Origin of the sequence: Streptomyces sp. NPDC000345, from assembly GCF_042898825.1 — a bacterium.
Classification (GTDB): domain Bacteria; phylum Actinomycetota; class Actinomycetes; order Streptomycetales; family Streptomycetaceae; genus Streptomyces.
The window spans coordinates 279901-303940 of record NZ_JBIAZE010000002.1 but is presented as its reverse complement, the minus strand read 5'-3'; the positions used below and the strand labels follow the sequence as shown (position 1 = coordinate 303940).

The following is a 24040-nucleotide window of genomic DNA, read 5'->3' as shown; positions in this document are numbered from 1 at the left end:
GTTCAAGCATGACCTTCAAGTGCTGATGTGGGGTTGGGCCGGTGGACGGGCAGGTGGGCGGCTCACGGCGGGGGCCGATCCGCACGGTGGATGTGGCCCGGGAGTCGGGTTACTCGGTGCAGCAGGTGCGGGACCTGGAACGGCTGGGTGTCATTCCCCCGGCCGCTCGCTCGGCCAACGGCTACCGCTCCTACACGCCGGCGCATGTGCACGCTCTGCGCGCCTACCGGGGGCTCGCGGCCGCCGCGGGGCCTGTCGCGGCCCGGCGGTTGCTCGCGGAGCTGCGGTCGCGGACGGTCGCGGAGGCGGCCGCGGCGATCAACGCGGTCCACGTCCGGCTCGCGCGGGAGCGGGAGGAGGCGCTGCGCGCCCAGCAGGCGCTGTGCGCGATCCGGGCGGAAGCGGGAACCCGCGCGTTCGAGCACGAGGGCGACGCGATGACGATCACGGAGCTCGCCGCGGCGCTCGAGGTACGTCCCTCGACCCTGCGGTTCTGGGAGCAGGAAGGGCTGGTCACGCCCGAGCGGGTGACGTCCCTGCGGGCGCGCCGCTACGGCGTTGCCGCCGTCGGGGCGGCCCGGATCGTCGCGGCCCTGCGCGGCGCCGGGTACGGCATTCCCGCAGTGCGCGAGATCATGGGCTCCCTGCGGCGGTTCGAGGGGCTGGAGGAGACCGGGCGCGTCCTGCAGCAACGCCTCGACCGGATCGCCGCCCGGACCGTGGACCTGCTCAGGGCGGGGGCCGACCTGGCGGTGGTCGTCGAATCGACGGGCCCGGGAGGGGAGTCGGGTCGCTAGAACAGGGACGCCCCGCTCTCGAAGGCCAGCAGGCGCTGCTTGCGGTCCAGGCCGCCGCCGTAGCCGGTGAGGCCGCCGTCGGCGCCGACCACCCGGTGGCAGGGGACGATGATGCCGATGGGGTTCTTGCCGTTGGCGAGGCCGACCGCGCGGGACGCGCCCGGGTTGCCGAGGGCCTCGGCGAGTTCGCCGTAGGAGCGGGTCTCGCCGTACGGGATCCTGCGGAGCTGGTCCCAGACCGCGCGCTGGAAGTCGGTCCCCCTCAGGCGCAGTCGCAGGGTGAACTCCTTCAACTCGCCCGCGAAGTAGGCCTTCAGCTGTTCTTCCGGCTCACCGAAGGAAACGTCGTCACGCGGGCCGAAGCTCTCCTCGGGCGGGCGGTGGCGCTGCCCGGTCATGTACAGGCCGCTCAGCAAGCCGTCGTCGGCGACGAGCGTGAGGGGGCCGTAGGGGCTGTCGATGACGGTGTGGTTCCTCATGGAACGTCCTCACACGGGAAGGAAGTTGATCGGGTGGCTGTCGGTCGCCCACAGGTACTGGACCGCGTACGCCCGCCAGGGGCGCCAGGCCGTCGCACGGGCCGTGAGGGCCGCCGGGGTGGACGGCAGGCCCAGCTCCAAGGCGGCGCGGCGGACACCCAGGTCGGTGGGGAGGAAGGCGTCGGGGTCGCCGAGGGCGCGCATGGCGATGACGTCGGCGGTCCAGGGGCCGAAGCCGGGGAGGGCGAGGAGCTGGGCCCGGGTCTGCGGCCAGTCGCTCTCGGGTCCCAAGTGGAGTGTCCCGTGGGCCAGTTGGTGCACCAGCGTGGTGAGGGTGGTGCGGCGCGTGCGCGGCATCGCCAGGGACTCGGGGTCGACGGCGGCCAGCGCCTCGGGGGCGGGGAAGAGGTGGGTGAGGCCGCCTTCCGGGTCGTCGACCGGTTCGCCGTACGCGGTGACCAGCCGGGCGGCGTGGGTGCGGGCGGCCGCCGTGGACACCTGCTGGCCCAGCACGGCGCGTACGGCGAACTCCGCCTCGTCGACCGTACGGGGCACCCGACGGCCGGGAGCCTTGTCGACCAGCGGCGCGAGCAGCGGGTCCGTGCGCAGCTGGTCGTCGACGGCCACCGGGTCGGCGTCGAGGTCGAGCATGCGCCGGCAGCGGCTGATGGCGACGGTGAGGTCCCGCAGGTCGCTGAGGGTGAGACGGCAGCCGATGTGGTCGGGGCGCGGGGTGAGCGCGACGACCCCGTGCCCGTACGGAAGACGCAGGGTGCGCCGGAACGCTCCGTCCCGCCACTCCTCCACGCCGGGGACGCCGGTCGCGGCGAGATGTCCGAAGAGGTTGTCGGGGTTGAGCGGGGCCCGGAACGGCAGCCTCAGCTGGAGCGTGCAGCCGGTGACCGGTGCGGCCGGATCGGCCGGTGCGGTGGGCCCGTCCGTCTTGCGGGCGCGGACGCGCAGGTCGCTCGGGGAGAGCGCGAAGACCTCGCGCACGGTGTCGTTGAAGGTGCGGACGGAGGTGAATCCCGCGGCGAACGCGATGTCCGCCATGGGCAGGGCGGTCGTCTCCACGAGCAGCCGGGCGGTCTGCGCGCGCTGGGCGCGGGCCAGCGCCAGCGGGCCCGCGCCCAGTTCGGCGAGGAGCTGCCGCTCGACCTGGCGGGTGCTGTAGCCGAGGCGGGCGGCGAGGCCGGGCACGCCGTCCCGGTCGACGACGCCGTCGGCGATCAGCCGCATGGCGCGGGCGACCAGGTCGGCACGCTGGTTCCACTCCGGGGAGCCCGGGCTGGTGTCCGGCCGGCAGCGTTTGCAGGCACGGAACCCGGCCTGCTGGCAGGCGGCGGCACTCGGGTGGAAGACCATGTTCTCCGGCTTGGGCGGCACGGCCGGGCAGCTCGGCCGGCAGTAGATGCCCGTGGTCAGGACCGCCGTGAAGAACCAGCCGTCGAACCGCGCGTCCTTGGACTGCACGGCGCGCACACAGCGTTCCCGGTCGGTGTACATCCCGTTCTGCATGCGTCCAGCATCGGTCACCGGCCGCCATCGGCGCTGGCGAGAATCCGACATCGACCTCGCCTGTCCTGCACCACCGCAGTTCGCCGGGCCCGGCGAACGCGCGGCCGGGCCTCAGCCCGCCTACGCCCGGCGTGACGCCAGCGCCTGGATCACGAAGATGTCGATCGCCATCACGGTCACCGACCACAGCGGCCGGTACGGGAGGAACAGGAACTGGGTGAGGAGACCGAGCCCGGCCAGGAGCATGCCCGGTACGCGGGCCCGGGCCAGGTTCCGGAGCAGACCCGCGCCGGTCCCGGCGGCGAGGACGCCGAGGACGAGGTGGATCCAGCCCCAGCCGGTGAGGCTGAGCTCGTAGACGTAGGGGCCGACGCGGGCGTACCCGTCGTCCTCGGCGAGCGCGGCGGCGCCCTGCAGGACGGACAGGGCGCCGCCGCACAGCAGCAGGACGCCGGCGAAGGTGACGCCGCCGCGGGCGAAGCTGTCGCGCCGGGCCGGTGCGGGCGGCCGCGGGCCGCCGCGGGGCGCGGACCAGGCGGTGCCGATCTCGCCCCGCGGGTGACCGCTCGGACCGTCGGGAGGGGGGTGGGCGGTCATGGGGGCGTCCCTTCCGCGGGGGTGCCCCGCCGTCCGGCACGGTGGGCGCCCCTCGTCCGTCGCTCGGGTCCTGCTGCCGGTGTCAGGACATCCCGGGCGCACGGCGGCGGCGAGCGTGGCGGGGCCGTACGGGTGTACGGCCCCGCCGGGAGCGGGACCCGCCGGACGCCCTCGCCGGGCCGGGCCGGGCGGGCCGGGCTCACATGTTGATCATGTGGCCGGCCAGACCGTGCACGGCCTCCTTGACGGCCTCGCCCAGGGTCGGATGGGCGTGGACGTTGCGGGCGACCTCGTGCACGGTGAGGTCCCACTGCTGGGCCAGAGTGAGCTCGGGCAGGAGTTCGGTGACGTCGGGGCCGATCAGATGGCCGCCGATCAGCTCGCCGTACCTGGCGTCGCTGATGAGCTTCACGAAGCCGGTGGTGTCGCCGAGGCCGTGGGACTTGCCGTTGGCGGAGAAGGGGAACTTGGCGACCTTGACGTCGTGGCCGAGGTCGCGGGCCTGGGCCTCGGTGTAGCCGAAGCTGGCGATCTGGGGCTGGCAGTAGGTGGCGCGGGGGATCATCGCGTAGTCGAGTTCCATGGTCTCCGCACCGGCGAGGGTCTCGGCGGCGATCACGCCCATCGCCTCGGCGGTGTGCGCGAGCATCAGCTTCGCGGTGACGTCGCCGATGGCGTAGAGGTGCGGGACGGAGGTGCGGCAGTGGCCGTCGACGTCGATGGCGCCGCGGTCGGTGACCGTGACCCCGGTGTTCTCCAGGCCGTAGCCGGTGACGTTCGGGGCGAAGCCGATCGCCTGGAGGACCTTGTCGGACTCCAGGACCTGCTGGGCGCCGTCCTTGCCGGTGACGGTGACGCGGACCTGCGGCCCGGACTCGTCGATGGCGTCCACGCGGGTCGAGGTGAGGACGTCGATGCCCAGCTTGCGGTACTGGCGGGCGAGTTCGGCGGAGACCTCGGCGTCCTCGAGCGGGGCGACGCGGTCCAGGAACTCGACGACCGTGACCTTCACGCCGTAGTTGTGCAGGACGTAGGCGAACTCGATGCCGATGGCGCCGGCCCCCGCGATGATCACGGACTGCGGAAGGTCCTCGGCGAGGATCTGCTCCTCGTAGGTGACCACGCGGGAGGTGCGGCGGGTGCCCGGGAGCAGTTTGGGGGTGGCGCCCGTGGCGATGATGCCGTGGTCGAAGCCGAGGGTGCGGGTCTCGCCGTCGTAACCGGTGACCTGGAGGGTGTGCGGGTCGAGGAAGGTGCCGCGGCCGTCGAATTCGGTGATCTTGTTCTTCTTCATCAGGTAGTGGACGCCCTTGACCCGGCCGTCGGCGACCTTGCGGCTGCGGCGGTAGGCCTCGCCGTAGTCGAAGGAGACCTGTCCGTCGACCTTGATGCCGAAGGTCTTCGCCTCGCGGGTGAAGATGTGCGCGAGTTCGGCGTTGCGCAGGAGGGCCTTGGTGGGGATGCAGCCCACGTTCAGGCAGACGCCGCCCCAGTACTTCTCCTCGACGACGGCGACGCGTTTGCCCAGCTGGGCGGCGCGGACCGCGGCGACATAGCCGCCGGGGCCGGCGCCGAGGACCACGACGTCGAAGCGGTCGTCATGCTCGGTCATGGGAGGTTCCTCTTCCGTAGGTACCGTTTCCTTCCGTCGGGAAACGGTACCCACGGCTCACCGCTCGTGCCTCGCTACTGTGTGGCCGTGGGCCTGCGTGAGGCCGCCATGGCCTCGTCCACGCCGGTCAGCGGGCGCAGCCGGTAGGTGTAGGAGTAGTCGCGGTCGGCGAACAGCTTGTACTCGTCGTGGGTGTGCGCGCCCCAGCTGTTGTCGCCGCCGACGCCCATCTGCCGGTGGTTCAGGCGCAGGACGACCTCCCTGCGCGGGGTGAGCTGGTAGTCGTGACGGGCGCCGACGGAGAGGTCCTCGGGGGTGAAGTGCGAGGCGTTGGCCTCCAGGAGCGGTTCGCCGGAGGCGAGCAGTCCCACACCGTCGCGGTCGGTGAGGGCGATCCAGCGGACGTCGGTCTTGTTGCCGTTCTCCTGCGGCCGCAGGTAGGAGGTCCACTGCCCCGTGACGGTGCCGGAGTACAGGCCGACGTCGGTGGCGTTGTTGCGGTCCCAGTGGTTCTCCTCGGGGCCGCGTCCGTAGTAGTGCAGGTGCTCCAGGCGCGAGGGCAGGATCAGCAGGGTGCCGACCTCCGGGATGTACGGCAGGTTCGGGGCGCCCGGGTGGAGGGTGTTGTCGACCTTGATCTCGCCGTTCCCGAAGACGGTGTAGGTGGTGGTGTACGTGGACTCGGTGGTCGTGGGCAGGGTGCCGGCGACCTTGATCTCGACGGCCCGGTCGCCCAGCGCCCGCACGCCGACGCCGGTCACCCTGCGGTTCGCGCCCGCGTCGCGCCAGGTCTGGTTGCGGGTGTGCTGGCCGTTGCCGCGGTCGTTGTCGGTGGGGGCGCGCCAGAAGTTGGGGGCCGGCCCGGAGATGAGCAACCGGACGCCGTGGGCCCGGTACGAGGTGATGACGCCGGTCTCCTTGTCGACGGTGACGGAGAAGTCCCGGCCCGTGACGGTGACCGAGGTGTCGCCGTCCCGGTGGGTGAGCGCGGGGACGCCCACGAGGGACACGGGGGTGACGGCGGGGCTCGCGGCGTCGACGGGGATCTGCTGCCGGGCCACCTCGAAGCCGGCCGCGGCCCACTTCGTGCGCTCCCTGGTGGTGAACGACAGCTGCAGGAAGTACTCGGCGCCCGGTGCCGGGTCGCCGGGGCGTGCGAAGGGCACGGTGATGTCCTTGGCGGTCAGCGGCGGCACGTCCAGCTGGTCCCGGCTGAGCCTGCCGCGCTGCACCACCTTCCCGTCGGCGACGAGTTCCCACCGTCCGTCGAACGCGCGGAGGTTGGTGAAGAGGTACTCGTTGGTGAGGGTGACCGCGGCTCGGGGGGCGAGCCGGTCGCCGGCGGCGGGTGCGGCGCCGATGGCCTGGTAGACGCGTTTGACCTCGGCGGACTTGCCGGTGAGCCCGCGGTCCGCGGTGACGATGCCGTCCCCGGAGAAGGCGCCGTCGTTGGGGTTGTCGCCCCAGTCGCCGCCGTAGGCGAGGAAGGACTTCTCGCGGGGATGTCTCTCGGTGAGACCGGCGGTGGCGGCGTCGAACCAGAACCGTACACCGTCGTCGCCGGGCCCGCGGCTCGCGGAGGCCAGTTCGGCGGCGCTCAGGGCCCGGGCGTAGACGCGTGCCCGGCGGACGGTGCCGCTGAACTCCCGGGTCGGGTTGTCGACGTCGGTGGCCAGGGACAGGGGCGCGGTGTTGACGGCGGGCCGCACGGTGGTGGACCGGGTGGCCCGGACCACCCCGTCGACGTGCAGCGTGAGGGTGCCGGCCTCGGCGTCGAAGACGCCCGCGACATGGTGTTCGGCGCCGGTCCAGTCGTCGGGGAGCGCCCAGCTCGCGGTGACCCACTGGCCGCTGCCGTGGATGAAGAACTCCAGGGTCCGGTTGGTCTGCTTGAGGGCGTACTGGGTGTCGCCCTTGGCGAGGACGGGCTGGTGGTAGCCGGTCACGTGCGGGGTGATCCAGGCTTCCAGGGTGAGGGAGCCGGTGAGGTCGAGGCGCGGGTCGCGGGCGAAGACCGTGCCGCCGGAGAGGCCCTTGTCGCGGCTGAAGGTGCCGCTGGGGTTGATGATCTCGCCGCTCAGGGCGGCGGGCCCGGACTCGGTGAGCAGCTTGCGGGACGGGGCCGGCCAGGTGAGGGCCTGGTCGACGAAGTCCCAGATCCAGCCGCCCTGCAGGACGTCGTGGCGGCGGACCAGGTCCCAGTACTTCTTGAAGTTGCCGTTGGAGTTCCCCATCGCGTGGGAGTACTCGATCATCACGTACGGCCGGGTGTCGGCGGTGTCCTTCGCCCGTGCCTCGACGCGGGCGGGGCTGTCGTACATCTCGGAGCGGATGTCGCTGATGCCGGGGCGGTCGTCGCCCTCGTACTGGATGACGCGGGTGGTGTCGTAGGAGCGGATCCAGTCGTGCATGGCGGTGAAGGTGCTGCCGCCGCCCGCCTCGTTGCCGAGGGACCAGATGACGACCGAGGCGTGGTTCTTGTCCCGGTGGACCATGTTCTGGGCGCGGGCCACGCACGCCCGGGTCCAGTCGGCGTGGTCGCCGGGGTACTCGCCGCGGATGCCGTGGGTCTCGAGGTTGGTCTCGTCCACGAGGTAGAGGCCGTACTCGTCGGCGAGTTCCAGCCACTGGGGGTTGTTGGGGTAGTGCGAGGTGCGGACGGAGTTGATGTTCAGCCGTTTGATGAGGCGGATGTCCTCGACCAGGTCCGCGCGGGTGAGGGCCGAGCCGCGGGCCGGGTGCATCTCGTGGCGGTTGGTGCCCCGGAAGGAGACCGGCCGGCCGTTGATGCGCATCAGCCCGTCCTTGAGGGCGAACTCGCGCAGGCCGACGCGGTGGGACAGGGTCTCGGTCACCCGGCCTGCCGGGTCGCGCAGCCGGAGCACGGCGGTGTAGAGGTAGGGCTGCTCGGCCGACCACAGGCGCGGCGCGGGCACGGCCTTCGTGGCCTGTACGGTGCGCTCCTCGCCGGCGCCGAGTTCGACGGCCTGCAGCAGCGGCCGGGACCAGACCGGGTGCCCGCCCGCGTCATACAGCTGGGTCTCCACGGAGTACCGTCCGGCGCCCTTGCCGCCGTAGTCGCGCACGCCGGCGGTGACGGACAGGGCGGCCGCCTTGCAGTCGTCGCTCAGCGGGGTGTCCAGCTTGAAGTCGCGCAGGTGCACGGCCGGGGTGGAGTACAGGTAGACCGAGCGGAAGATGCCGCTCAGCCGGATCATGTCCTGGTCCTCCAGCCAGTCGCCGTCGGAGTAGCGGTAGACCTCCACGGCGATCCGGTTGGTGCCCGGCCTGAGGTGGGCGGTGATGTCGTACTCGGCGGGGGTGTAGGAGTCCTCGTGGTAGCCGACCAGCTCGCCGTTGATCCAGACGTAGTGGGCGGACTTGACGCCCTCGAAGTGCAGGAAGGTGCGCCGTCCCGCCCAGCCGCGCGGGAGCGTGAAGGTGCGGCGGTACTGGCCCACGGGGTTGTAGCGGGTGGGGGCGGCCGGTGGCTGCGCGTCCTCGCCGTGGCCGTTGGGGCCCCACCAGGGGTAGGTGATGTTGACGTAGAGCGGGCGGTCGTAGCCGTGCAGCTGCCAGGCGGAGGGGACCGGGATGGTGTCCCAGCCGCTGTCGTCGAGGTCGGTGCGGTGGAAGTCGGGGTCTCGGTCGTCGGGGCGGTCGGCGTGTGCGAATCTCCAGGTGCCGTCGAGGCTGAGCCGGTACGGGGAGCGGGTGCGGTCGGCGGCGAGGGCCTGGGCGAGGTCGGCGTACGGCATGAGGGTGGTGTGCGGGTCCTCGGTGCCGACCCGGAAGACGTCGATGCGGCCGTTCCACTCGGGGGCGTCCGCGACGGCGCCCGCCGCGGCGGCCCGGTGGGCGCCGGCCGGGGCGGACAGGGCGAGGGCGCCGAGGACGGCGGCCGATCCCTCGAGCAGACGACGGCGGCTGACGACCACCCGCTCGGGGCGGTCCGGCCGGTCCATGGGCGACACGTGCGGGTGCGACATGACCACGACCTTCCTCGGGGAGGACCGTGCGGCTGCACGGACGGAGGGTGCGTCAGATCTTGTCGGATAGTGTTGAAAAAACGAACAGGGGCGCGCCGTGATGGCCAGAATGCAACTCTCTTCGGCGCAACGCCACTTGGCTCGCCGCCGGACCCGTCCGCCGCTGCCGTCACTACACGTCAGTAGACGTCAGTACACGTCCCGTACGTACCGCTTGTCCGAGGCGAGCTGTTTGACGTACGCCGCGGCCTCCGCCTCGGACAGCCCGCCGTGGACGACGGCGACGTCGCGCAGGGCCCGGTCGACGTCCTTGGCCATGCGGGAGGCGTCGCCGCAGACGTAGAAGTGGGCGCCGTCCTGGAGCCAGGACCACAGGTGGGAGCCGTGTTCGCGCATCCGGTCCTGCACGTACACCTTGGCGCGCTGGTCACGGGAGAAGGCGGTGTCCAGCCGGGCCAGGCTGCCGTCGGCGAGCAGGGCGGTCAGTTCCTCCTCGTAGTAGAAGTCCGTCGCCCGGCGCTGCTCGCCGAAGAACAGCCAGTTGGGCGCCCGGTGGCCGCGGGCCCGGCGTTCCTCCAGGAAGCCGACGAAGGGCGCGACGCCCGTGCCGGGGCCGACCATCACCATCGGGGTGGCCGGGTCGGCGGGCGGGCGGAAGTGCGGGGAGCGCTGGACGTGGACGGGGACCTCGGCGCCGGGTCCGGCGTCGGCGAGGAACGGCGAGCAGACGCCCTGACGGGGGCGGCCGGCCAGGTTCTCGTAGCGCACCACGGAGACGGTGAGCGAGACGAGACGGGGGTCGGTCAGCGGGCTGGAGGATATCGAGTACAGGCGCGGCTGGAGCCGGCCGAGCGCCTCGGCCCACTCCTGGGCGCCGGCCCGGATCCCGAACTCGGCGGCCACGTCGACGGCCTGCCGGCCCCAGGACCACTTGGCGAGTTCGCCCTTGTTGTCCGGGCGCAGCAGCTTGCGCAGCTCCCGCGGGTCGCGGGCGCGGTCGGCGGTGAAGCGCAGCAGGGCCGGGCTGACGCGGGTGATGTCGAGGTGGCGCAGCAGGGCCTCGCCCAGGGCGACCTCGCCGACGCCGTTGACGTGCACGGCCGTCCCCGCGTCGAGGCCGGTGACCGCCAGCCACTCCTCCACCAGCGCCGGGGAGTTGAGGGGCCGCACGCCGAGGGCGTCGCCCGCCTCGTACACCAGCGGGGTCTCGCTGTCGCGGGTGTCGAAGGTGAAGCGGCGCACCTCCTTCCCGGAACCGGGCAGGCTCAGCAGCCGGTTCCCGGTGAGGCGGGCGGTGACCGGCACGGGGCGCTTCGGGCGGGCCGGTGCCGGTGCGGCGGCCGGCGCGGCCCGGCCGGTCCCGCCGGGCGCGGCACCCCCGAAGTCCGTGACCCCGGACGACCCGGATGGGGTGTCCGCGGGTGAGGCGGCCTCGGGTTCCGTGAGTTCGGTGGCGTCCTTCAGCGCGGTGAGCACCTGGTCCAGCCAGGCCTCGGCCTGGGGCTCGTAGTCGGGTTCGCAGTCGGTGCGCGGGGCCAGCCGTACCGCGCCCAGTTCGTCCATACGGTGGTCCAGGCGCCGGCCGTGCCCGCAGAAGTCGTCGTAGGCGGAGTCCCCGAAGGCGAGGACGGCGTAGCGGCGGCCTTCCAGGCGCCCGGTGCCGAGGGCGGCGAGGCCGTCCCAGAAGCCGGCGCCGTTGTCGGGGGCGTCGCCGTCGCCGAAGGTGCTGGTGATCAGCAGCAGGTCGGCGCCCGCGGGCAGGGCGGCGGGGTCGGCGTCCTCCATGGCGACGAGGGAGGCGGCGTGGCCGATGGCGGTGAGGCGCTCGGCGGTGGTGGCGGCGAACTCCTCGGCGTTGCCGGTCTGCGACGCCCACAGGATGACGACCCGTCGGCCGGGGGCCTCACGGCGTTCCGGCGCGGGCGCGGTGGCGGTGCGGGAGTACATGCCGGCGAGGGTGCCGTTGACCCACAGGGCGTGTTCGGGGCTGAAGGGGGCGTCCGGCGGCAGCACGGGGACGCCGGGGGCGCCGGCCGGGATGCCCGCGAGGAAGCCGACCAGGTACTGGCGTTCGCGTTCGGTCAGGACCGGCGGCGGCGCGGGGTCCAGGCCGAAGACGGCGGCGGCGGAGGCGGTGGCGGAGGGCTGGACGGCGGTCGGGACGATCACGGGGGCCGGTTCGGCCGGTGCCCCGGCGGCCGGCGCCTGCACGGTCACCGGGGTCGACACCTTCGTCAGCGACACCGCGCACACCTTCAGTTCCGGCTGGAAGGACAGCGGGTCGACGGCGTCGCTGGTCACCGCGTTGACGCTGAGGTACTCGCCGAACAGGTCGTTCCAGTGGAACGGCGCGAAGCAGGACCCGGGCAGCACCCGGTCCGTGACGACCGCGGGCAGCACGGCCCGCCCGCGCCGTGAGGCGACCTCGACGGAGTCGCCGTCGGCGAGGCCGAGCGCGGCCGCGTCCTCGGGGTGCACCTCCACGAACGGGCCGGGGTTCAGCTTGTTGAGCTTGGCGACCCGGGCGGTCTTGGTGAGGGTGTGCCACTGGTGCTGCAGACGGCCGGTGTTCAGGACGAACGGGTAGTCGTCGTCCGGCATCTCGGCGGGCGCCAGGTGCGGGCGGGCGTGGAAGACGGCCCGGCCGGAGGGGGTGGCGAAGGTGAGGGTGCCGTCGGGGTTCACGTAGCGCACGGGGTTGCGGCCGGGTCCGTCGGCGGTGGCGGCGGGCCACTGGACGGGGGCGGCGCGCAGCCGGTCGTAGGTCACTCCGCGCAGGTCGTAGCCGGTCTGCGGGTTGTGGAAGCGCTTGATCTCCTCGAAGATCTCCTCCGCGCTGTCGTAGCGGAAGGCGTCCTCGTACCCCATCGCGCGGGCGACGGCTGCGATCAGTCGCCAGTCGGCGGTGGCCTCGCCGGGCGGGTCGGCGGCGGGGCGGGCGAGGGTGAGGTTGCGCTCGCTGTTGACGAGGACGCCCTCGGTCTCGGTCCACAGGGCGGCGGGCAGGACGACGTCGGCGTAGGCGTTGGTCTCGGTGTCGGCGAAGACGTCCTGCGCGACGACGAACTCGGCGGCCTCCAGCCCCTCGATGACGGTCCTGCGGTTGGCGACGGAGGCGACGGGGTTGGTGCAGATGATCCAGCAGGCCTTGATCTCGCCGTCGGCCATCTTCCGGAACATCTCGACGGTGCCCTTGCCGACGCCGTCCGCCCGGATCGTGCCGGGTTCGAGGCCCCACACGTCCTCGGTGAAGGCGCGGTCGGCGTCCACGAGGACGGACCGCTGGCCGGGCAGGCCGGGCCCCATGTAGCCCATCTCCCGGCCGCCCATGGCGTTGGGCTGGCCGGTGAGGGAGAAGGGGCCGCTGCCCGGGCGGCAGATCTTTCCGGTGGCGAGGTGCAGGTTGACCAGGGCGTTGGTGTTCCAGGTGCCGTGTGTGGACTGGTTGAGGCCCATGGTCCAGCAGCTGGTCCACTCCCCCGCCTCGCCGATCAGCCGGGCGGCCTCGCGCAGGTCGGCCTCGGCCAGGCCGGTGAGCTCGGCGACGGTCGCGGGCGGGTAGTCCGCGAGGAACTCCGGCATCGCCTCCCAGCCCTCGGTGTACGCGGCCACGAAGTCGGGGTCGGTGTGCCCGTTCGCGTGCAGCAGGTGCAGCAGGCCGTTCAGAAGGGCGAGGTCCGTACCCGGCCTGACCTGGAGGAACAGGTCGGCCTTGGCGGCGGTCGCGGTGCGCCGGGGGTCGACGACGATCAGTTTCGCGCCCGCCTTGACCCGGTCCATCATGCGCAGGAAGAGGATGGGGTGGCAGTCGGCCATGTTGGAGCCGATGACGAGGAAGACGTCCGCCTTGTCGAGGTCGTCGTAGGAGCCGGGCGGACCGTCGGAGCCGAGGGACAGTTTGTAGCCGGTGCCGGCGCTCGCCATGCAGAGCCGGGAGTTGGACTCGATCTGGTTGCTGCGCAGACAGCCCTTGACGAGCTTGTTGGCCAGGTACTGCGCCTCCAGGCTCATCTGGCCGGAGACGTAGAGGGCGACCGCGTCGGGGCCGTGCTCGTCGACGATCGCCCGCAGCCGGCGCGCCGTCTCGGCGACCGCCGCGTCCACGGGGGCGGGCTCGGCCTCCTCGCCGCGGTCCGGACGCACGAGGGCGGTGGTGAGGCGGCCGGGGGCGGCGAGCAGGTCGGCGGTGGTCGCGCCCTTCGTGCAGAGCCGGCCGAGGTTGGCGGGGTGTTCCTTGTCGCCGGAGGCCTTCAGGACCGTACGGCGTCCGTCCGGGCCACGGCCGATGTCGAGGACCATGCCACAGCCGACACCGCAGTACGAGCAGACCGTGCGCACCTTCGACGCGCTGTCGGTCCGCGGGTCCGGCACGGCCACGGGCGCCCCTTTCGTTCTGCCGCCTTCTTGCGATCGGCCCTGGTGGGAGCCTTGTCGAAGGTACGAAGTGTGCATTACGCAGGTGTCTCCCGGATGGGGCGCCGGGGGTTAAGGCCGACGCACAGCGCGGGGTGGGCGGGTGTGAGCGGAGCCTTCCGGGAGGCGCGCGGCGGCCGTGCGGTGCGCGGGCCGCCCCCGGCCGTGCGGTGTCCCGGGGGTTTCCTTTGCCTTGCCGATGTGGCATGGACGCGTCATATCTGTCACGCTTCCGGCAGCCGTCGCACACCGTTCTCCCTCCGGCACACACCCATGCCGAGGTCCCGGCCGCCCAAAAGGAGCCACGTGTGAGACCCACCCCCCGCAAGGCCCTCGCCGCGAGCGCGCTCGCCCTCGCCGCGGTGGCCGCCCTCTCCCTGCCCGCCACCCCGGCGACCGCCGCGCCCGAGGCGGCCGACGCCTGCACCCCCGCCCAGGTGGTCGCCAACGGCGGCTTCGAGAGCGGCGCCAGCTCCTGGACCCCTTCGTCGACCGGCGTGGTCACCAACCGCACCGGTCAGACCGCGCACGGCGGCGGCTACTACGCCTGGCTGGACGGCACCGGCGGCACCCACACCGACACGCTCTCGCAGAGCGTCACCGTCCCCTCCGGCTGCGCCGGCGCCACCCTCACCTTCTGGCTGCACATCGACACCGCCGAGACCACCTCGTCGACCGCGTACGACAAGCTCACCGCCAGGATCGGCTCCACGACCCTCGCCACGTACTCGAACCTCGACGAGAACACCGGATACGCCCAGAAGTCGTTCGACGTGTCGGCGTTCGCCGGCCAGACCGTCACCCTCGCCTTCACCGGCACCGAGGACTCCAGCCTCCAGTCGAGCTTCGTCCTGGACGACATCGCCCTGAACACGTCCGGCTCCAGCACTCCGCCGGCCGACTCCGCCCGGACGCCCGCGGCGCCGGCGTACACCGTCAGCCTCAGCAGCAACACCGCGGGCACGGTCTGGACCGGGCACGAGAGCGTCACGTTCACCAACGCCTCCGCCACCGCGCTCAGCGAGGTGTACCTGCGGCTGTGGGACAACTACCACGGCACCTGCTCCTCGATGCCGATCGCGGTCGGCAACGTCACCGGCGGCACCGCGGGCGCCCTCTCCGTCGGCTGCACCGCCCTCCAGGTCGGCCTGCCCACGCCCCTCGCCCAGGGGCAGAGCACCACGATCGGCTTCGACCTCACCATCACCGTGCCCAGTGGCGCCGACCGGTTCGGCCACGACGGGTCGTTCAGCTTCATCGGCAACGCGCTGCCGGTGCTGGCGGTGAAGGACGGCGCGGGCTGGCACCTGGACCCGTACACCAACAACGGCGAGTCGTTCTACTCCCTGGCGGCCGATTTCAGGGTGACCCTCGACCACCCGACCACCCTGCTGGTCCCGGCCACCGGCACCTCGGTCGACACCGCCGGCTCCAGCGGACGCACCGTCACCACGGCCACCGCCGCGCAGGTCCGTGACTTCGCCTGGGCGGCCGGCCCGTTCAGCAAGATCTCCGGTACGTCGGCCGCCGGGACCCCGGTCAACGTGTACTCGGTCTCCGGCATCAGCTCCTCCGACGCCTCGTCGATGCTCAGCACCGCCAGGACCGCCGTCGACGCCCACGCCGCCCGCTTCGGCGCCTACCCCTACGGCGAGCTGGACGCGGTCATCGACAACTCGTTCTGGTTCGGCGGCATGGAGTACCCGGGGTTCGTCCTCGACCTGGTCAGCACCACGGCCCTCACCCATGAGATCGGCCACCAGTGGTGGTACGGCATCGTCGGCGACGACGAGTACAACAGCCCCTGGCTGGACGAGTCGTTCACCGACTACGCCACCGACCTGGCCCTCGGCAAGACCGGCACCAACTGCTGGAACAGCGTCTCCTGGGCCTCCTCGGCCGAGAAGATCACCAACTCGATGGCCTACTGGGACACCCACTCCTCCCGGTACTCCACCGTCGTCTACGGCTACGGCAAGTGCGCCCTGCACGATCTGCGGCGGCTGATCGGCGACACCGCGATGGCCGGCCTGCTCAAGAGCTACGCCACCGCGCACTGGTACGGCGTCTCGACCACGGCCGGGTTCAAGGCGGCCGCGCAGGCCGCCACGACCACGGACCTGACGTCGTTCTGGAGCACGCACCGCATCGAGGGCTGAGCGGACCCCGGTCCGTCACGGGTGGCGCCCGCCGGCGTCACCCGTGACCTGTGAGGGCGTCAGCACGGTGAATCGGATGGGTCAAGCGGGTGAAGCGGGAGCGGCCCGAGGCGGTGTCCGCCGTGCGGGGCAATGCATGAAGATCGCGGCCCCATACCGGTCGAGTCGGCGGACATGACGCCTGGAGGCGAGTGATGAAGGAATGACGAACGTGACAGCCGGACGACCCGGCGGGACCACGCACGAGGTGCCGGTCCTGATCGTCGGCGGTTCCCTGGTGGGACTGTCGACGTCCCTGTTCTTGGGCCGGCTGGGGGTACGGCACACCCTGGTCGAGCGCCACGCCGGCACCTCCATCCACCCGCGCGGGCGCGGCAACAACGTCCGCACGATGGAGCTGTTCCGGGTGGCCGGGGCCGAACCGGCCATCCACGAGGCCGCGGCGACGCTGGCCGACAACCACGGCATCCTGCAGACGCCCACCCTGGTCGGCGACGCGGGCGAATGGCTGTTCCGGGACATCGACCCGGGCGGCGGGCTGGCCCGCTTCAGCCCCAGCTCCTGGTGTCTGTGCAGCCAGAACGACCTGGAGCCGGTCCTGCTCGACCAGGCCACGCGGCTCGGCGGCGATCTGCGGTTCAACACCGAACTGATGTCGTTCGAGGCCGACGCAGACGGGGTCACCGCCCTGGTCAAGAGCCGGGAGACGGGCGAGCACACCTCCATCCGCGCGGACTACCTGGTCGCCGCCGACGGCCCCCGCAGCCCCGTGCGGGAACAGCTCGGCATCGGGCAGAGCGGCCCCGGCGACCTGTTCCACAACATCAGCATGACGTTCCGCTCCCGCGGGCTCGCCGAGGTGGTGGGCGAGCGCCGCTTCATCGTCTGCTACCTCACCGAGCCGGGCGCCGACGGTGCGCTGCTGCCGGTGGACAACCGCGAGCACTGGGTCTTCCACGCCCCCTGGCACCCCGAACACGGGGAGACGATGGAGGACTTCACCGACGAGCGCTGCGTCGACCACATCCGCCGGGCGGTCGGGGTCGCCGACCTGGACGTGGAGATCACCGGAAAGGCGCCGTGGCACGCCGCGCAGCGGGTGACCCGGGCCTACCGGTCGGGACGGGTCTTCCTGGCCGGCGACTCGGCGCACGAGATGTCCCCCACCGGTGCCTTCGGCTCCAACACCGGTATCCAGGACGCCCACAACCTCGCCTGGAAGCTGGCGGCGGTGCTCGGCGGCTGGGCGGGCGACGGGCTGCTGGACACCTACGACGCCGAGCGCCGCCCGGTGGCCGAGGCCACCAGCGCCCGCGCGGCCGCCCGGTCGGCCGAGCACAGCCATCCCGGCTTCGCACCGCCGCCGGGCGCCGGCGGCGGCGGGCCGCAGCGCGGCATCCTCAACGTGGCCCTGGGCTACCGCTACCCGCGGGGCGCCGTCGTCGGCGCCGACCCCGCCACCCCGGTCGTCCCGGAGGGGCTCTCCCTGACCGGGGAGCCGGGCAGCAGGGCACCCCACCTGTGGGTACGGCACCGGGGTGAGCGGATCTCCACGCTCGACCTGTACGAGCGGACCCTGGTGCTGCTCAGCGACGCCGACGACGACGGTGCCGGCGGTGAGCCGGGGGCCTGGCACGAGGCCGCCGCCCGCCTCGCGGACCGGGAGTCCGTCCCGCTGGTGACGTACCGGGTGGGTGCCGCGCCCGACGCCGACCTGACACCCGAGAACGGCGCCGACTGGCGCGAGAGCCACGGTGTGGCCCCCGGAGGCGCCGTCCTCGTCCGGCCGGACGGATTCGTCGCCTGGCGCTCCCCGGGACCGGACCCGGACCCCCAGTCGACGCTGCGTCAGGTGATCGGCAGCGTCCTCGCACTGCCCTGACCCTGTCCGCGTACCACCTCGGCCGGCGGCCCTCTGGGCCGCCGGCCGACTCGTTTGCCGGGTCCGTTCACCCGCGTGAGCGCCCCGAGTGGTGAGCGGGCGCCAACTGCCTGACGGTGGATCACGTCAGGGCCGGGTCATCTCAGCTGACGAAGCGCCAGCTGCCCGGCCGTGCCGAAAGGAACCCGTCACATGCGTTCTGCTCGCATCATCCTGGCCAGCGCGGCGGCCTCGGCCGTCCTCGCCCTCACCGCCCCCGGCGCCTACGCGGCCGACGGTGACTGGGAGAAGGGTGACTCGTCCTACAGCAAGAAGGAGGAGAAGAAGGACGACTCCGGCTACAGCAAGGAGGAGGACTCCGGTTACAGCAAGGAGGAGGAGTCCGGCTACGGCAAGGAGCACGACAAGGACAAGGGCTACGGCAAGCCCCACGGCGGCGTCCACACGGGCGGCGGCGCGCTGACCCTCGTCGGCGACGGCCACGACAAGAGCGGCAAGGACTGGAGCAAGGAGGACAGCGGCAAGGAGGAGTCCTGGAGCAAGGACGACTCCTCCTGGAGCAAGGACGACAGCGAGAGCTCCTGGAGCGGCAAGGACAAGCCCCACGGCGGGATGCACACCGGCGGTGGCGCCCTGGCCTCGCCCGGCGTGACCGCGGGCGGTCTGGCCGTCCTCGCGGTCGCCGGAGCCGGCCTGTACGGCGTGCGCCGCAAGAAGTCGGCGCACGGCCTGGCCTGACCATGCCGGACGCGATAGAGCCGCGGCCGCCACCGGTGCATCGTGTGGCGGCCGCCCGGCCGGCTCTCCTCGCCCGCCCCGTCCGCCCCCGCCGTGTCCGATCCGAGGTGTTCCCCGATGGCAGTCCCCCCTCCCCCTCCCGCCGCCGACGAGCCGGAGCCGACCGGCCAGGGGTCGCGCTCGACCCTGACCCTGCTGTGCGCCGTGGCGCTGCTGATCCTGGCGGTGAGCCTGATCGGCGGCAACGACGCGTCGTCGGACGCCACGTCCCGCCCCTCGCAGGCCCGGCTGGCGCCGCTGGCCCCCGAGGTTCCTCCCTCCCCGGTCCCGTCCGCGCCGTCCTCCGCCCCCGCCGCGGGCGCCGGGCAGCCGGTGGGCAGGCATCTGCCCCGCTCCCGGCCGGTCCGTCTGCGCATCCCCAGGATCTCGGTGGACGCCCCCTTCACGGACCTCTCCCTCAACGCCAAGGGGCAGCTCGAAGCCCCGCCCCCGAACGACACCAACCTGGTCGGCTGGCACGCCGCCGGTCCCTCCCCGGGTGAGACGGGCACCGCGATCATCGCCGGGCACGTCGACACCAAGACGTCCGCCGCCGTCTTCGCCGAGCTGCGCTACCTGAAGAAGGGGGACGTCGTCGACGTCCTGCGGGCCGACGGGAGCGTCGCGCACTTCGTGGTCGACAGCGCGCAGACGTTCGCCAAGAACGCCTTCCCCAGCGAACGCGTGTACGCCGACACGGCCCAGGCCCAGGTGCGGCTCATCACCTGCGCGGGTGAGTACGACCGCTCGGCCAAGGACTACAAGGACAACCTGGTCGTCTTCGCCCATCTCCGGTGACCGTCACCCTCAAGGGTGAGCGGTCACCCGCGTAGTCCATCCGAATCGCGCGCTGGTGGGGACCGGCACAGGATCGAGTCACGCTCACGTCGCATCCCGCGACGTCACCTCGCAGCACCGCGACCGAAGTTCACCGCTCCCCTCCGCGAAGGAGATGTGCCCCGCATGACCACCACGTCCGCTTCCGCCTCCGCCCCGCTGACCCGTCAGGTGTCGCAGCGGGTCTCCCAGTCCGTGTTCGACGGCTCCCGCCTGCGGGTCGTGCTGCTGGTGGACGTCTACGACGGCGCCCAGCAGCAGTTCCTGGAGGCCTACGAGCAGCTCTGCAACCAGGTCGCCTCCGTCCCCGGGCATGTCAACGACCAGCTGTGCCAGTCGATCGAGAACCCCTCCCAGTGGCTGATCACCAGCGAGTGGGAGAGCGCCCCGCCGTTCCTCACCTGGGTGAACAGCGAGGAGCACGTGGAGATGGTCAAGCCGCTGCACAACTGCGTGCGCGACACCCGTTCGCTGCGCTTCCACGTGGTGCGCGAGACCGGCGGCCCGGCGTCGGCGGCGGAGCGCAGCCTGCAGGCCGCACCCCGCATGGGCGACGGCGTGATCCGCCACGCGCTCACCTTCACCGTGAAGCCCGGCAGCGAGGAGGCCGTCGCGAAGATCCTCGCCGACTACGCCTCGCCCGAGCCGAAGGTCGACGACACCACCCGGCTGTGCCGCACCTCGCTGTTCATGCACGGCAACCGGGTGGTGCGGGCCATCGAGGTGCGCGGCGACCTGCTCGCGGCGCTGCGCCATGTCGCCCGGCAGCCCGAGGTGCGGGCCGTCGAGGAGGCCATCAACCCCTATCTGGAGCAGGACCGGGACCTCGACGACCCCGACTCCGCCCGGGTCTTCTTCACCCGTGCGGCGCTGCCCGCCGTCCACCATGTGACGGCGGACCAGGAGGACCCGCGGGCCGAGCGGCACGCGCTGTACTACCCGGCGAAGCCCGGCAGCGGCCTGGAGCTGGCCCGGCTGCTGGCCCGGCAGGACGAGTCGGCCGCGGACGACCCGAAGTCGCCGGTGCTGCGCAGCACGATCTTCCAGCGCGACGACGTCGTGGTGCGGCTGGTCGACGTGCGGCACGGCGTCCGTGCCGACGACCCGGCGCTCTCCCCGAAGGCGGCCGAGGTGCAGAAGCTGCTGGACGGCCGTGAGCTGCGGGGTTCCGCCGGGCCGGCCCGGATGGCGTTCGTCACCGACCGCCGCTCGCCCGAAGCCTGACTCCTCACCGGCCTCCCCGACACGGCACACGACCTGTCGGCCCAGCACACGATCGGAGCAACGTCGTGATCAATTCCCGTCCCAGAATCGTGGATCTCAGCGAGGTCGAGCCCAACACCCGGCGCGGTGGCGACCTGCGCGCCATGCTCACCCCGGCCACGGTCGGCTCCACCAGCGGTTTCATGGGCGTGGCCATCATCCAGCCCGGCGACCGCATCGGCGAGCACTACCACCCGTACTCCGAGGAGTTCGTGTACGTCGTCTGCGGGCAGCTCGAGGTCGACCTGGACGGTGAGCCCCAGCCGCTCCAGCCGGAGCAGGGGCTGCTGATCCCGATGCACATGCGTCACCGCTTCCGCAACGTCGGCAAGGTGGAGGCGCGGATCGTCTTCCACCTCGGGCCGCTGGCCCCGAGCCCGCCGCTCGGTCACGTCGACACCGAGGAGACCGCCGGGGTCGTCTCATGAGCAGGCGCGTGGCGGTGACCGGCATAGGTGTCGTCGCCCCGGGCGGCATCGGCGCACCGGCGTTCTGGGACCTGCTCTCGCACGGGCGGACCGCGACACGGGGCATCACCTTCTTCGACCCGGCGGGCCTGCGGTCCCGGATCGCCGCCGAGTGCGACTTCGACCCGGCGGCCCACGGGCTGGACGCCGGGGAGATCGCCCGGAGCGACCGGTACATACAGTTCGCGCTGGTCGCCGGGGCGGAGGCGGTGCGCGACGCCGGCCTCGACCTGGGCCGGGAGGACCCGTGGCGGGTCGGCGTGTCGCTGGGCACCGCGGTCGGTGGCACCACCCGTCTGGAACACGACTACGTGCTGGTCAGCCACCGCGGTCAGCGCTGGGACGTGGACCACCGGCAGGCGGAGTCGCATCTGCACCGCGCGTTCACGCCCGCCACCCTCGCGGCCACGGTGGCCGAGCGGTTCGAGGCGCGCGGTCCCGTGCAGACCGTCTCCACCGGCTGCACCTCGGGGCTCGACGCCGTGGGGTACGCCTTCCACACGATCGAGGAGGGCCGGGCCGACGTCTGCATAGCCGGTGCGTCGGACTCACCGATCTCCCCCATCACGATGGCGTGCTTCGACGCGATCAAGGCGACGTCGCCGAACAACGACGACCCGGCCCACGCCTCGCGCCCCTTCGACGCCGACCGCAACGGCTTCGTCATGGGCGAGGGCGGTGCCGTCCTCGTGCTGGAGGAGCTGGAACACGCCAGGGCCCGCGGCGCGCGGGTGTACTGCGAGCTGGCCGGCTACGCCACCTTCGGCAACGCCTACCACATGACCGGCCTGACCAAGGAGGGCCTGGAGATGGCCCGGGCGATCGAGTTCGCCCTGGACCACGCCCGTCTCGACCCGACGGCCATCGACTACGTCAACGCCCACGGGTCGGGCACCCAGCAGAACGACCGTCATGAGACGGCCGCCGTGAAGCGGGCCCTGGGGCAGCACGCCTACGCCACCCCCATGAGCTCCATCAAGTCCATGGTGGGTCACTCGCTCGGCGCGATCGGCGCGATCGAGGTCGTCGCCTGCGTCCTGGCCGTGGCCCACCAGGTGGTACCGCCCACCGCGAACTACGAGACCCCCGACCCCGAGTGCGACCTGGACTACGTGCCGCGGGTCGCGCGCGAGCGGACGCTGAACAGCGTGCTGTCCGTGGGCAGCGGGTTCGGCGGGTTCCAGTCCGCGGTGGTCCTGACCCGGCCGAGGGAGAGGACACGATGAGCGAACCGCATCCACGGCGCGCCGCCGTCACCGGAATCGGTGTGGTAGCGCCCAACGGAACCAGCACCCAGGCCTTCTGGAAGGCCACGCAGGAGGGCATCAGCGTCCTGGACCGGGTGACCCGCGAGGGGTGCGAGCACCTGCCGCTGCGGGTGGCCGGCGAGGTCCGCGGCTTCGACCCGGCGGCCGCCGTCGAGGAGCGCTTCCTCGTGCAGACGGACCGGTTCACGCACTTCGCGATGGCCGCGGCCGACCTGGCGCTGGAGGACGCCCGGCTCGGGCAGGCCGACACCGCCGACGCCCCGTACTCGGTGGGCGTCGTCACCGCGGCCGGATCCGGCGGCGGCGAGTTCGGGCAGCGCGAGCTGCAGCAGCTGTGGGGCAAGGGCAGCCGGTTCGTCGGGCCGTACCAGTCGATCGCCTGGTTCTACGCGGCGAGCACCGGTCAGATCTCCATCCGCCGCGGCTTCAAGGGCCCCTGCTCGGTGGTCGCCGCCGACGAGGCGGGCGGCCTGGACGCCCTCGCGCACGCGGCGCGGGCGGTGCGACGGGGCACCGACGTGCTGGTGACCGGATCGACCGAGGCGCCGCTCGCCCCGTACTCGGTGGTCTGCCAGCTCGGCTACGACGAGCTGAGCACCGTCGAGGAGCCGGATCGGGCCTACCGCCCGTTCACCGACTCCGCGTGCGGGTTCGTGCCCGCCGAGGGCGGTGCCATGTTCGTCGTGGAGTCGGAGCGCTCGGCGCGCGAGCGGGGGGCGCGGGTCCGGGCCACCCTGGAGGGGCACGCGGCGACGTTCACCGGGGCCGGCCGCTGGGAGGCGTCCCGGGAGGGACTCGCCCAGGCCGTCCGGGGCGCGCTGGACGAGGCGGGCTGTGCCCCGGAGGAGATCGACGTGGTCTTCGCCGACGCCCTCGGTGTGCCGGAGGCGGACCGGGCCGAGGCCCTCGCGATCGCCGACGTCCTCGGGGCGCACGGCCGGAAGGTGCCGGTCACCGCGCCGAAGACCGGCATCGGCCGGGCCTACGGCGGGGCGCCGGTGCTGGACACGGCGGCCGCGGTGCTCGCGATGGAGCACGGCCTGATCCCGCCCACCCCCCATGTCTTCGACATCTGCCATGACCTCGATCTGGTGACCGTCCGTGCCCGTGCCGTCGAGATGCGCACGGCGCTGGTCCTCAGCCGGGGCCTCATGGGCTCGAACTCGGCGCTGGTGCTGCGGCACGGCGCCGCCCACGCCTCCTGGTGAGGCGCCGCAGAACAGAAGGAGTGGAACCGTATGAGTGACCACATCACCGTGGAAGAGCTGTCCGAGCTGATGAAGAAGGCCGCCGGGATCACCGTCCCGCCGGCCGAGCTCCAGGAGCGGTCCGACACCGGTTTCGACGAGCTCGGCATCGACTCGCTCGGCCTGCTGGGCATCGTGGGCGAGCTGGAGAACCGGTACGGCGCCCCGATGCCGCCGGACGCGGAGCGTTGCAAGACGCCCCGGCAGTTCCTGGATCTGGTGAACAGCGCGCTGCCGGCGGGGGCGTGAGATGACCGGACACACGCAGAACGAGATCACCATCGCCGCCCCGCTGGACCTGGTCTGGGACATCACCAACGACCTGGAGAACTGGCCGCGGCTGTTCAGCGAGTACGCCTCCGTGGAGATCCTGTCCCGGGAGGGGCGCAAGACCACCTTCCGGCTGACCATGCACCCGGACGAGAACGGCAAGGTCTGGAGCTGGGTCTCCGAGCGGGAGCCGGACCGCGACGCGCTCACCGTCCGGGCGCGCCGGGTCGAGACCGGGCCGTTCGCGCACATGGACATCCACTGGCGGTACGAGGAGGTCCCGGCCGGGGTGCGGATGATCTGGACGCAGGACTTCGCGATGAAGCCGGACGCGCCGGTCGACGACGCGTGGATGACCGACAACATCAACCGGAACTCCAAGGTCCAGATGGCCCTGATCCGGGACCGCATCGAGAAGGCCGCCGCCGAGCGCGGAGCCACGCCGGGCCTGACCGACTGAGCCGG

Annotated in this window: 17 protein-coding genes; 11 read left to right on the top strand and 6 right to left on the bottom strand. The window is 72.5% G+C overall.

Going from position 1 to position 24040, the window contains the following annotated elements; all coding sequences use genetic code 11:
• Positions 1 to 41 precede the first annotated feature (41 nt).
• On the top strand, positions 42 to 797 hold the full coding sequence (locus tag ACFY30_RS05815; RefSeq protein ID WP_390843905.1) for a MerR family transcriptional regulator: 756 nt from the start codon (positions 42 to 44) through the stop codon (positions 795 to 797).
• On the opposite strand, the gene ACFY30_RS05810 is transcribed toward ACFY30_RS05815, so the two are convergent.
• From ACFY30_RS05810 to ACFY30_RS05785, 6 genes are all read right to left on the bottom strand, one after another.
• Positions 794 to 1276: a methylated-DNA--[protein]-cysteine S-methyltransferase gene (locus tag ACFY30_RS05810; protein WP_390843904.1), complete on the bottom strand. Its 483-nt coding sequence runs from the start codon at positions 1274 to 1276 to the stop codon at positions 794 to 796. The genes ACFY30_RS05815 and ACFY30_RS05810 overlap by 4 nt on opposite strands.
• Before the next feature lie 9 nt (positions 1277 to 1285).
• Positions 1286 to 2794, bottom strand: a complete 1509-nt coding sequence (locus tag ACFY30_RS05805) for an AlkA N-terminal domain-containing protein (RefSeq protein ID WP_390843903.1) — start codon at positions 2792 to 2794, stop codon at positions 1286 to 1288.
• A 120-nt stretch (positions 2795 to 2914) separates the two neighbouring features.
• The gene (locus ACFY30_RS05800; protein WP_390843902.1) at positions 2915 to 3391 is read right to left on the bottom strand and encodes a hypothetical protein; all 477 of its coding nucleotides are present in this window, start codon (positions 3389 to 3391) and stop codon (positions 2915 to 2917) included.
• Positions 3392 to 3590: 199 nt separating this feature from the next.
• On the bottom strand, positions 3591 to 5003 hold the full coding sequence (lpdA, locus tag ACFY30_RS05795; RefSeq protein WP_390843901.1) for a dihydrolipoyl dehydrogenase: 1413 nt from the start codon (positions 5001 to 5003) through the stop codon (positions 3591 to 3593).
• A gap of 74 nt (positions 5004 to 5077) precedes the next feature.
• A complete protein-coding gene (locus ACFY30_RS05790) occupies positions 5078 to 8992 on the bottom strand; it encodes a glycoside hydrolase family 2 TIM barrel-domain containing protein (RefSeq protein WP_390843900.1) in 3915 nt (1304 codons plus the stop codon).
• Positions 8993 to 9181: 189 nt separating this feature from the next.
• Positions 9182 to 13369 (bottom strand): molybdopterin-dependent oxidoreductase, encoded by a 4188-nt coding sequence (locus ACFY30_RS05785; protein ID WP_390843899.1) that lies wholly within the window; start codon positions 13367 to 13369, stop codon positions 9182 to 9184.
• 344 nt (positions 13370 to 13713) lie between these two features.
• Here ACFY30_RS05785 and ACFY30_RS05780 point away from each other — a divergent pair, with 344 nt between their 5' ends.
• From ACFY30_RS05780 to ACFY30_RS05735, 10 genes are all read left to right on the top strand, one after another.
• Positions 13714 to 15564 (top strand): M1 family aminopeptidase, encoded by a 1851-nt coding sequence (locus tag ACFY30_RS05780; protein WP_390843898.1) that lies wholly within the window; start codon positions 13714 to 13716, stop codon positions 15562 to 15564.
• A gap of 211 nt (positions 15565 to 15775) precedes the next feature.
• The gene (locus ACFY30_RS05775) at positions 15776 to 17446 is read left to right on the top strand and encodes an FAD-dependent oxidoreductase (protein WP_390843897.1); all 1671 of its coding nucleotides are present in this window, start codon (positions 15776 to 15778) and stop codon (positions 17444 to 17446) included.
• A 192-nt stretch (positions 17447 to 17638) separates the two neighbouring features.
• Positions 17639 to 18184, top strand: coding sequence for a hypothetical protein (locus ACFY30_RS05770; protein ID WP_390843896.1), 546 nt, complete (start codon positions 17639 to 17641; stop codon positions 18182 to 18184).
• Positions 18185 to 18301: 117 nt separating this feature from the next.
• Positions 18302 to 19021 carry a class F sortase gene (locus tag ACFY30_RS05765; protein WP_390843895.1) on the top strand — a complete coding sequence of 240 codons (720 nt, stop codon included), beginning with the start codon at positions 18302 to 18304 and terminating at the stop codon, positions 19019 to 19021.
• 165 nt (positions 19022 to 19186) lie between these two features.
• The gene (locus tag ACFY30_RS05760; RefSeq protein WP_390843894.1) at positions 19187 to 20284 is read left to right on the top strand and encodes a SchA/CurD-like domain-containing protein; all 1098 of its coding nucleotides are present in this window, start codon (positions 19187 to 19189) and stop codon (positions 20282 to 20284) included.
• A 65-nt stretch (positions 20285 to 20349) separates the two neighbouring features.
• Positions 20350 to 20751, top strand: a complete 402-nt coding sequence (locus tag ACFY30_RS05755) for a cupin domain-containing protein (protein WP_390843893.1) — start codon at positions 20350 to 20352, stop codon at positions 20749 to 20751.
• Entirely contained in the window at positions 20748 to 22016 is a 1269-nt protein-coding gene (locus tag ACFY30_RS05750; protein ID WP_390843892.1) for a beta-ketoacyl-[acyl-carrier-protein] synthase family protein, read from the top strand. Before ACFY30_RS05755 ends, ACFY30_RS05750 begins: the two co-directional genes overlap by 4 nt.
• Positions 22013 to 23266 (top strand): ketosynthase chain-length factor, encoded by a 1254-nt coding sequence (locus tag ACFY30_RS05745; protein WP_390843891.1) that lies wholly within the window; start codon positions 22013 to 22015, stop codon positions 23264 to 23266. The genes ACFY30_RS05750 and ACFY30_RS05745 overlap by 4 nt, the downstream gene beginning before the upstream one ends.
• A 30-nt stretch (positions 23267 to 23296) precedes the next feature.
• Positions 23297 to 23554: an acyl carrier protein gene (locus tag ACFY30_RS05740; RefSeq protein WP_390843889.1), complete on the top strand. Its 258-nt coding sequence runs from the start codon at positions 23297 to 23299 to the stop codon at positions 23552 to 23554.
• Between the two features lies 1 nt (position 23555).
• The gene (locus tag ACFY30_RS05735; RefSeq protein ID WP_390843888.1) at positions 23556 to 24035 is read left to right on the top strand and encodes an SRPBCC family protein; all 480 of its coding nucleotides are present in this window, start codon (positions 23556 to 23558) and stop codon (positions 24033 to 24035) included.
• Positions 24036 to 24040: the final 5 nt, after the last annotated feature.

Excerpts from the sequence above, each read along its gene's own strand:
- ACFY30_RS05790 (WP_390843900.1), bottom strand. The coding sequence starts at position 8,992 with ATGTCGCACCCGCACGTGTCGCCCATGGACCGGCCGGACCGCCCCGAG.
- ACFY30_RS05805 (WP_390843903.1), bottom strand. The coding sequence starts at position 2,794 with ATGCAGAACGGGATGTACACCGACCGGGAACGCTGTGTGCGCGCCGTG.
- ACFY30_RS05735 (WP_390843888.1), top strand. The coding sequence starts at position 23,556 with ATGACCGGACACACGCAGAACGAGATCACCATCGCCGCCCCGCTGGAC.
- ACFY30_RS05750 (WP_390843892.1), top strand. The coding sequence starts at position 20,748 with ATGAGCAGGCGCGTGGCGGTGACCGGCATAGGTGTCGTCGCCCCGGGC.
- ACFY30_RS05740 (WP_390843889.1), top strand. The coding sequence starts at position 23,297 with ATGAGTGACCACATCACCGTGGAAGAGCTGTCCGAGCTGATGAAGAAG.
- ACFY30_RS05745 (WP_390843891.1), top strand. The coding sequence starts at position 22,013 with ATGAGCGAACCGCATCCACGGCGCGCCGCCGTCACCGGAATCGGTGTG.
- lpdA (WP_390843901.1), bottom strand. The coding sequence starts at position 5,003 with ATGACCGAGCATGACGACCGCTTCGACGTCGTGGTCCTCGGCGCCGGC.
- ACFY30_RS05770 (WP_390843896.1), top strand. The coding sequence starts at position 17,639 with ATGCGTTCTGCTCGCATCATCCTGGCCAGCGCGGCGGCCTCGGCCGTC.
- ACFY30_RS05810 (WP_390843904.1), bottom strand. The coding sequence starts at position 1,276 with ATGAGGAACCACACCGTCATCGACAGCCCCTACGGCCCCCTCACGCTC.
- ACFY30_RS05760 (WP_390843894.1), top strand. The coding sequence starts at position 19,187 with ATGACCACCACGTCCGCTTCCGCCTCCGCCCCGCTGACCCGTCAGGTG.
- ACFY30_RS05765 (WP_390843895.1), top strand. The coding sequence starts at position 18,302 with ATGGCAGTCCCCCCTCCCCCTCCCGCCGCCGACGAGCCGGAGCCGACC.
- ACFY30_RS05800 (WP_390843902.1), bottom strand. The coding sequence starts at position 3,391 with ATGACCGCCCACCCCCCTCCCGACGGTCCGAGCGGTCACCCGCGGGGC.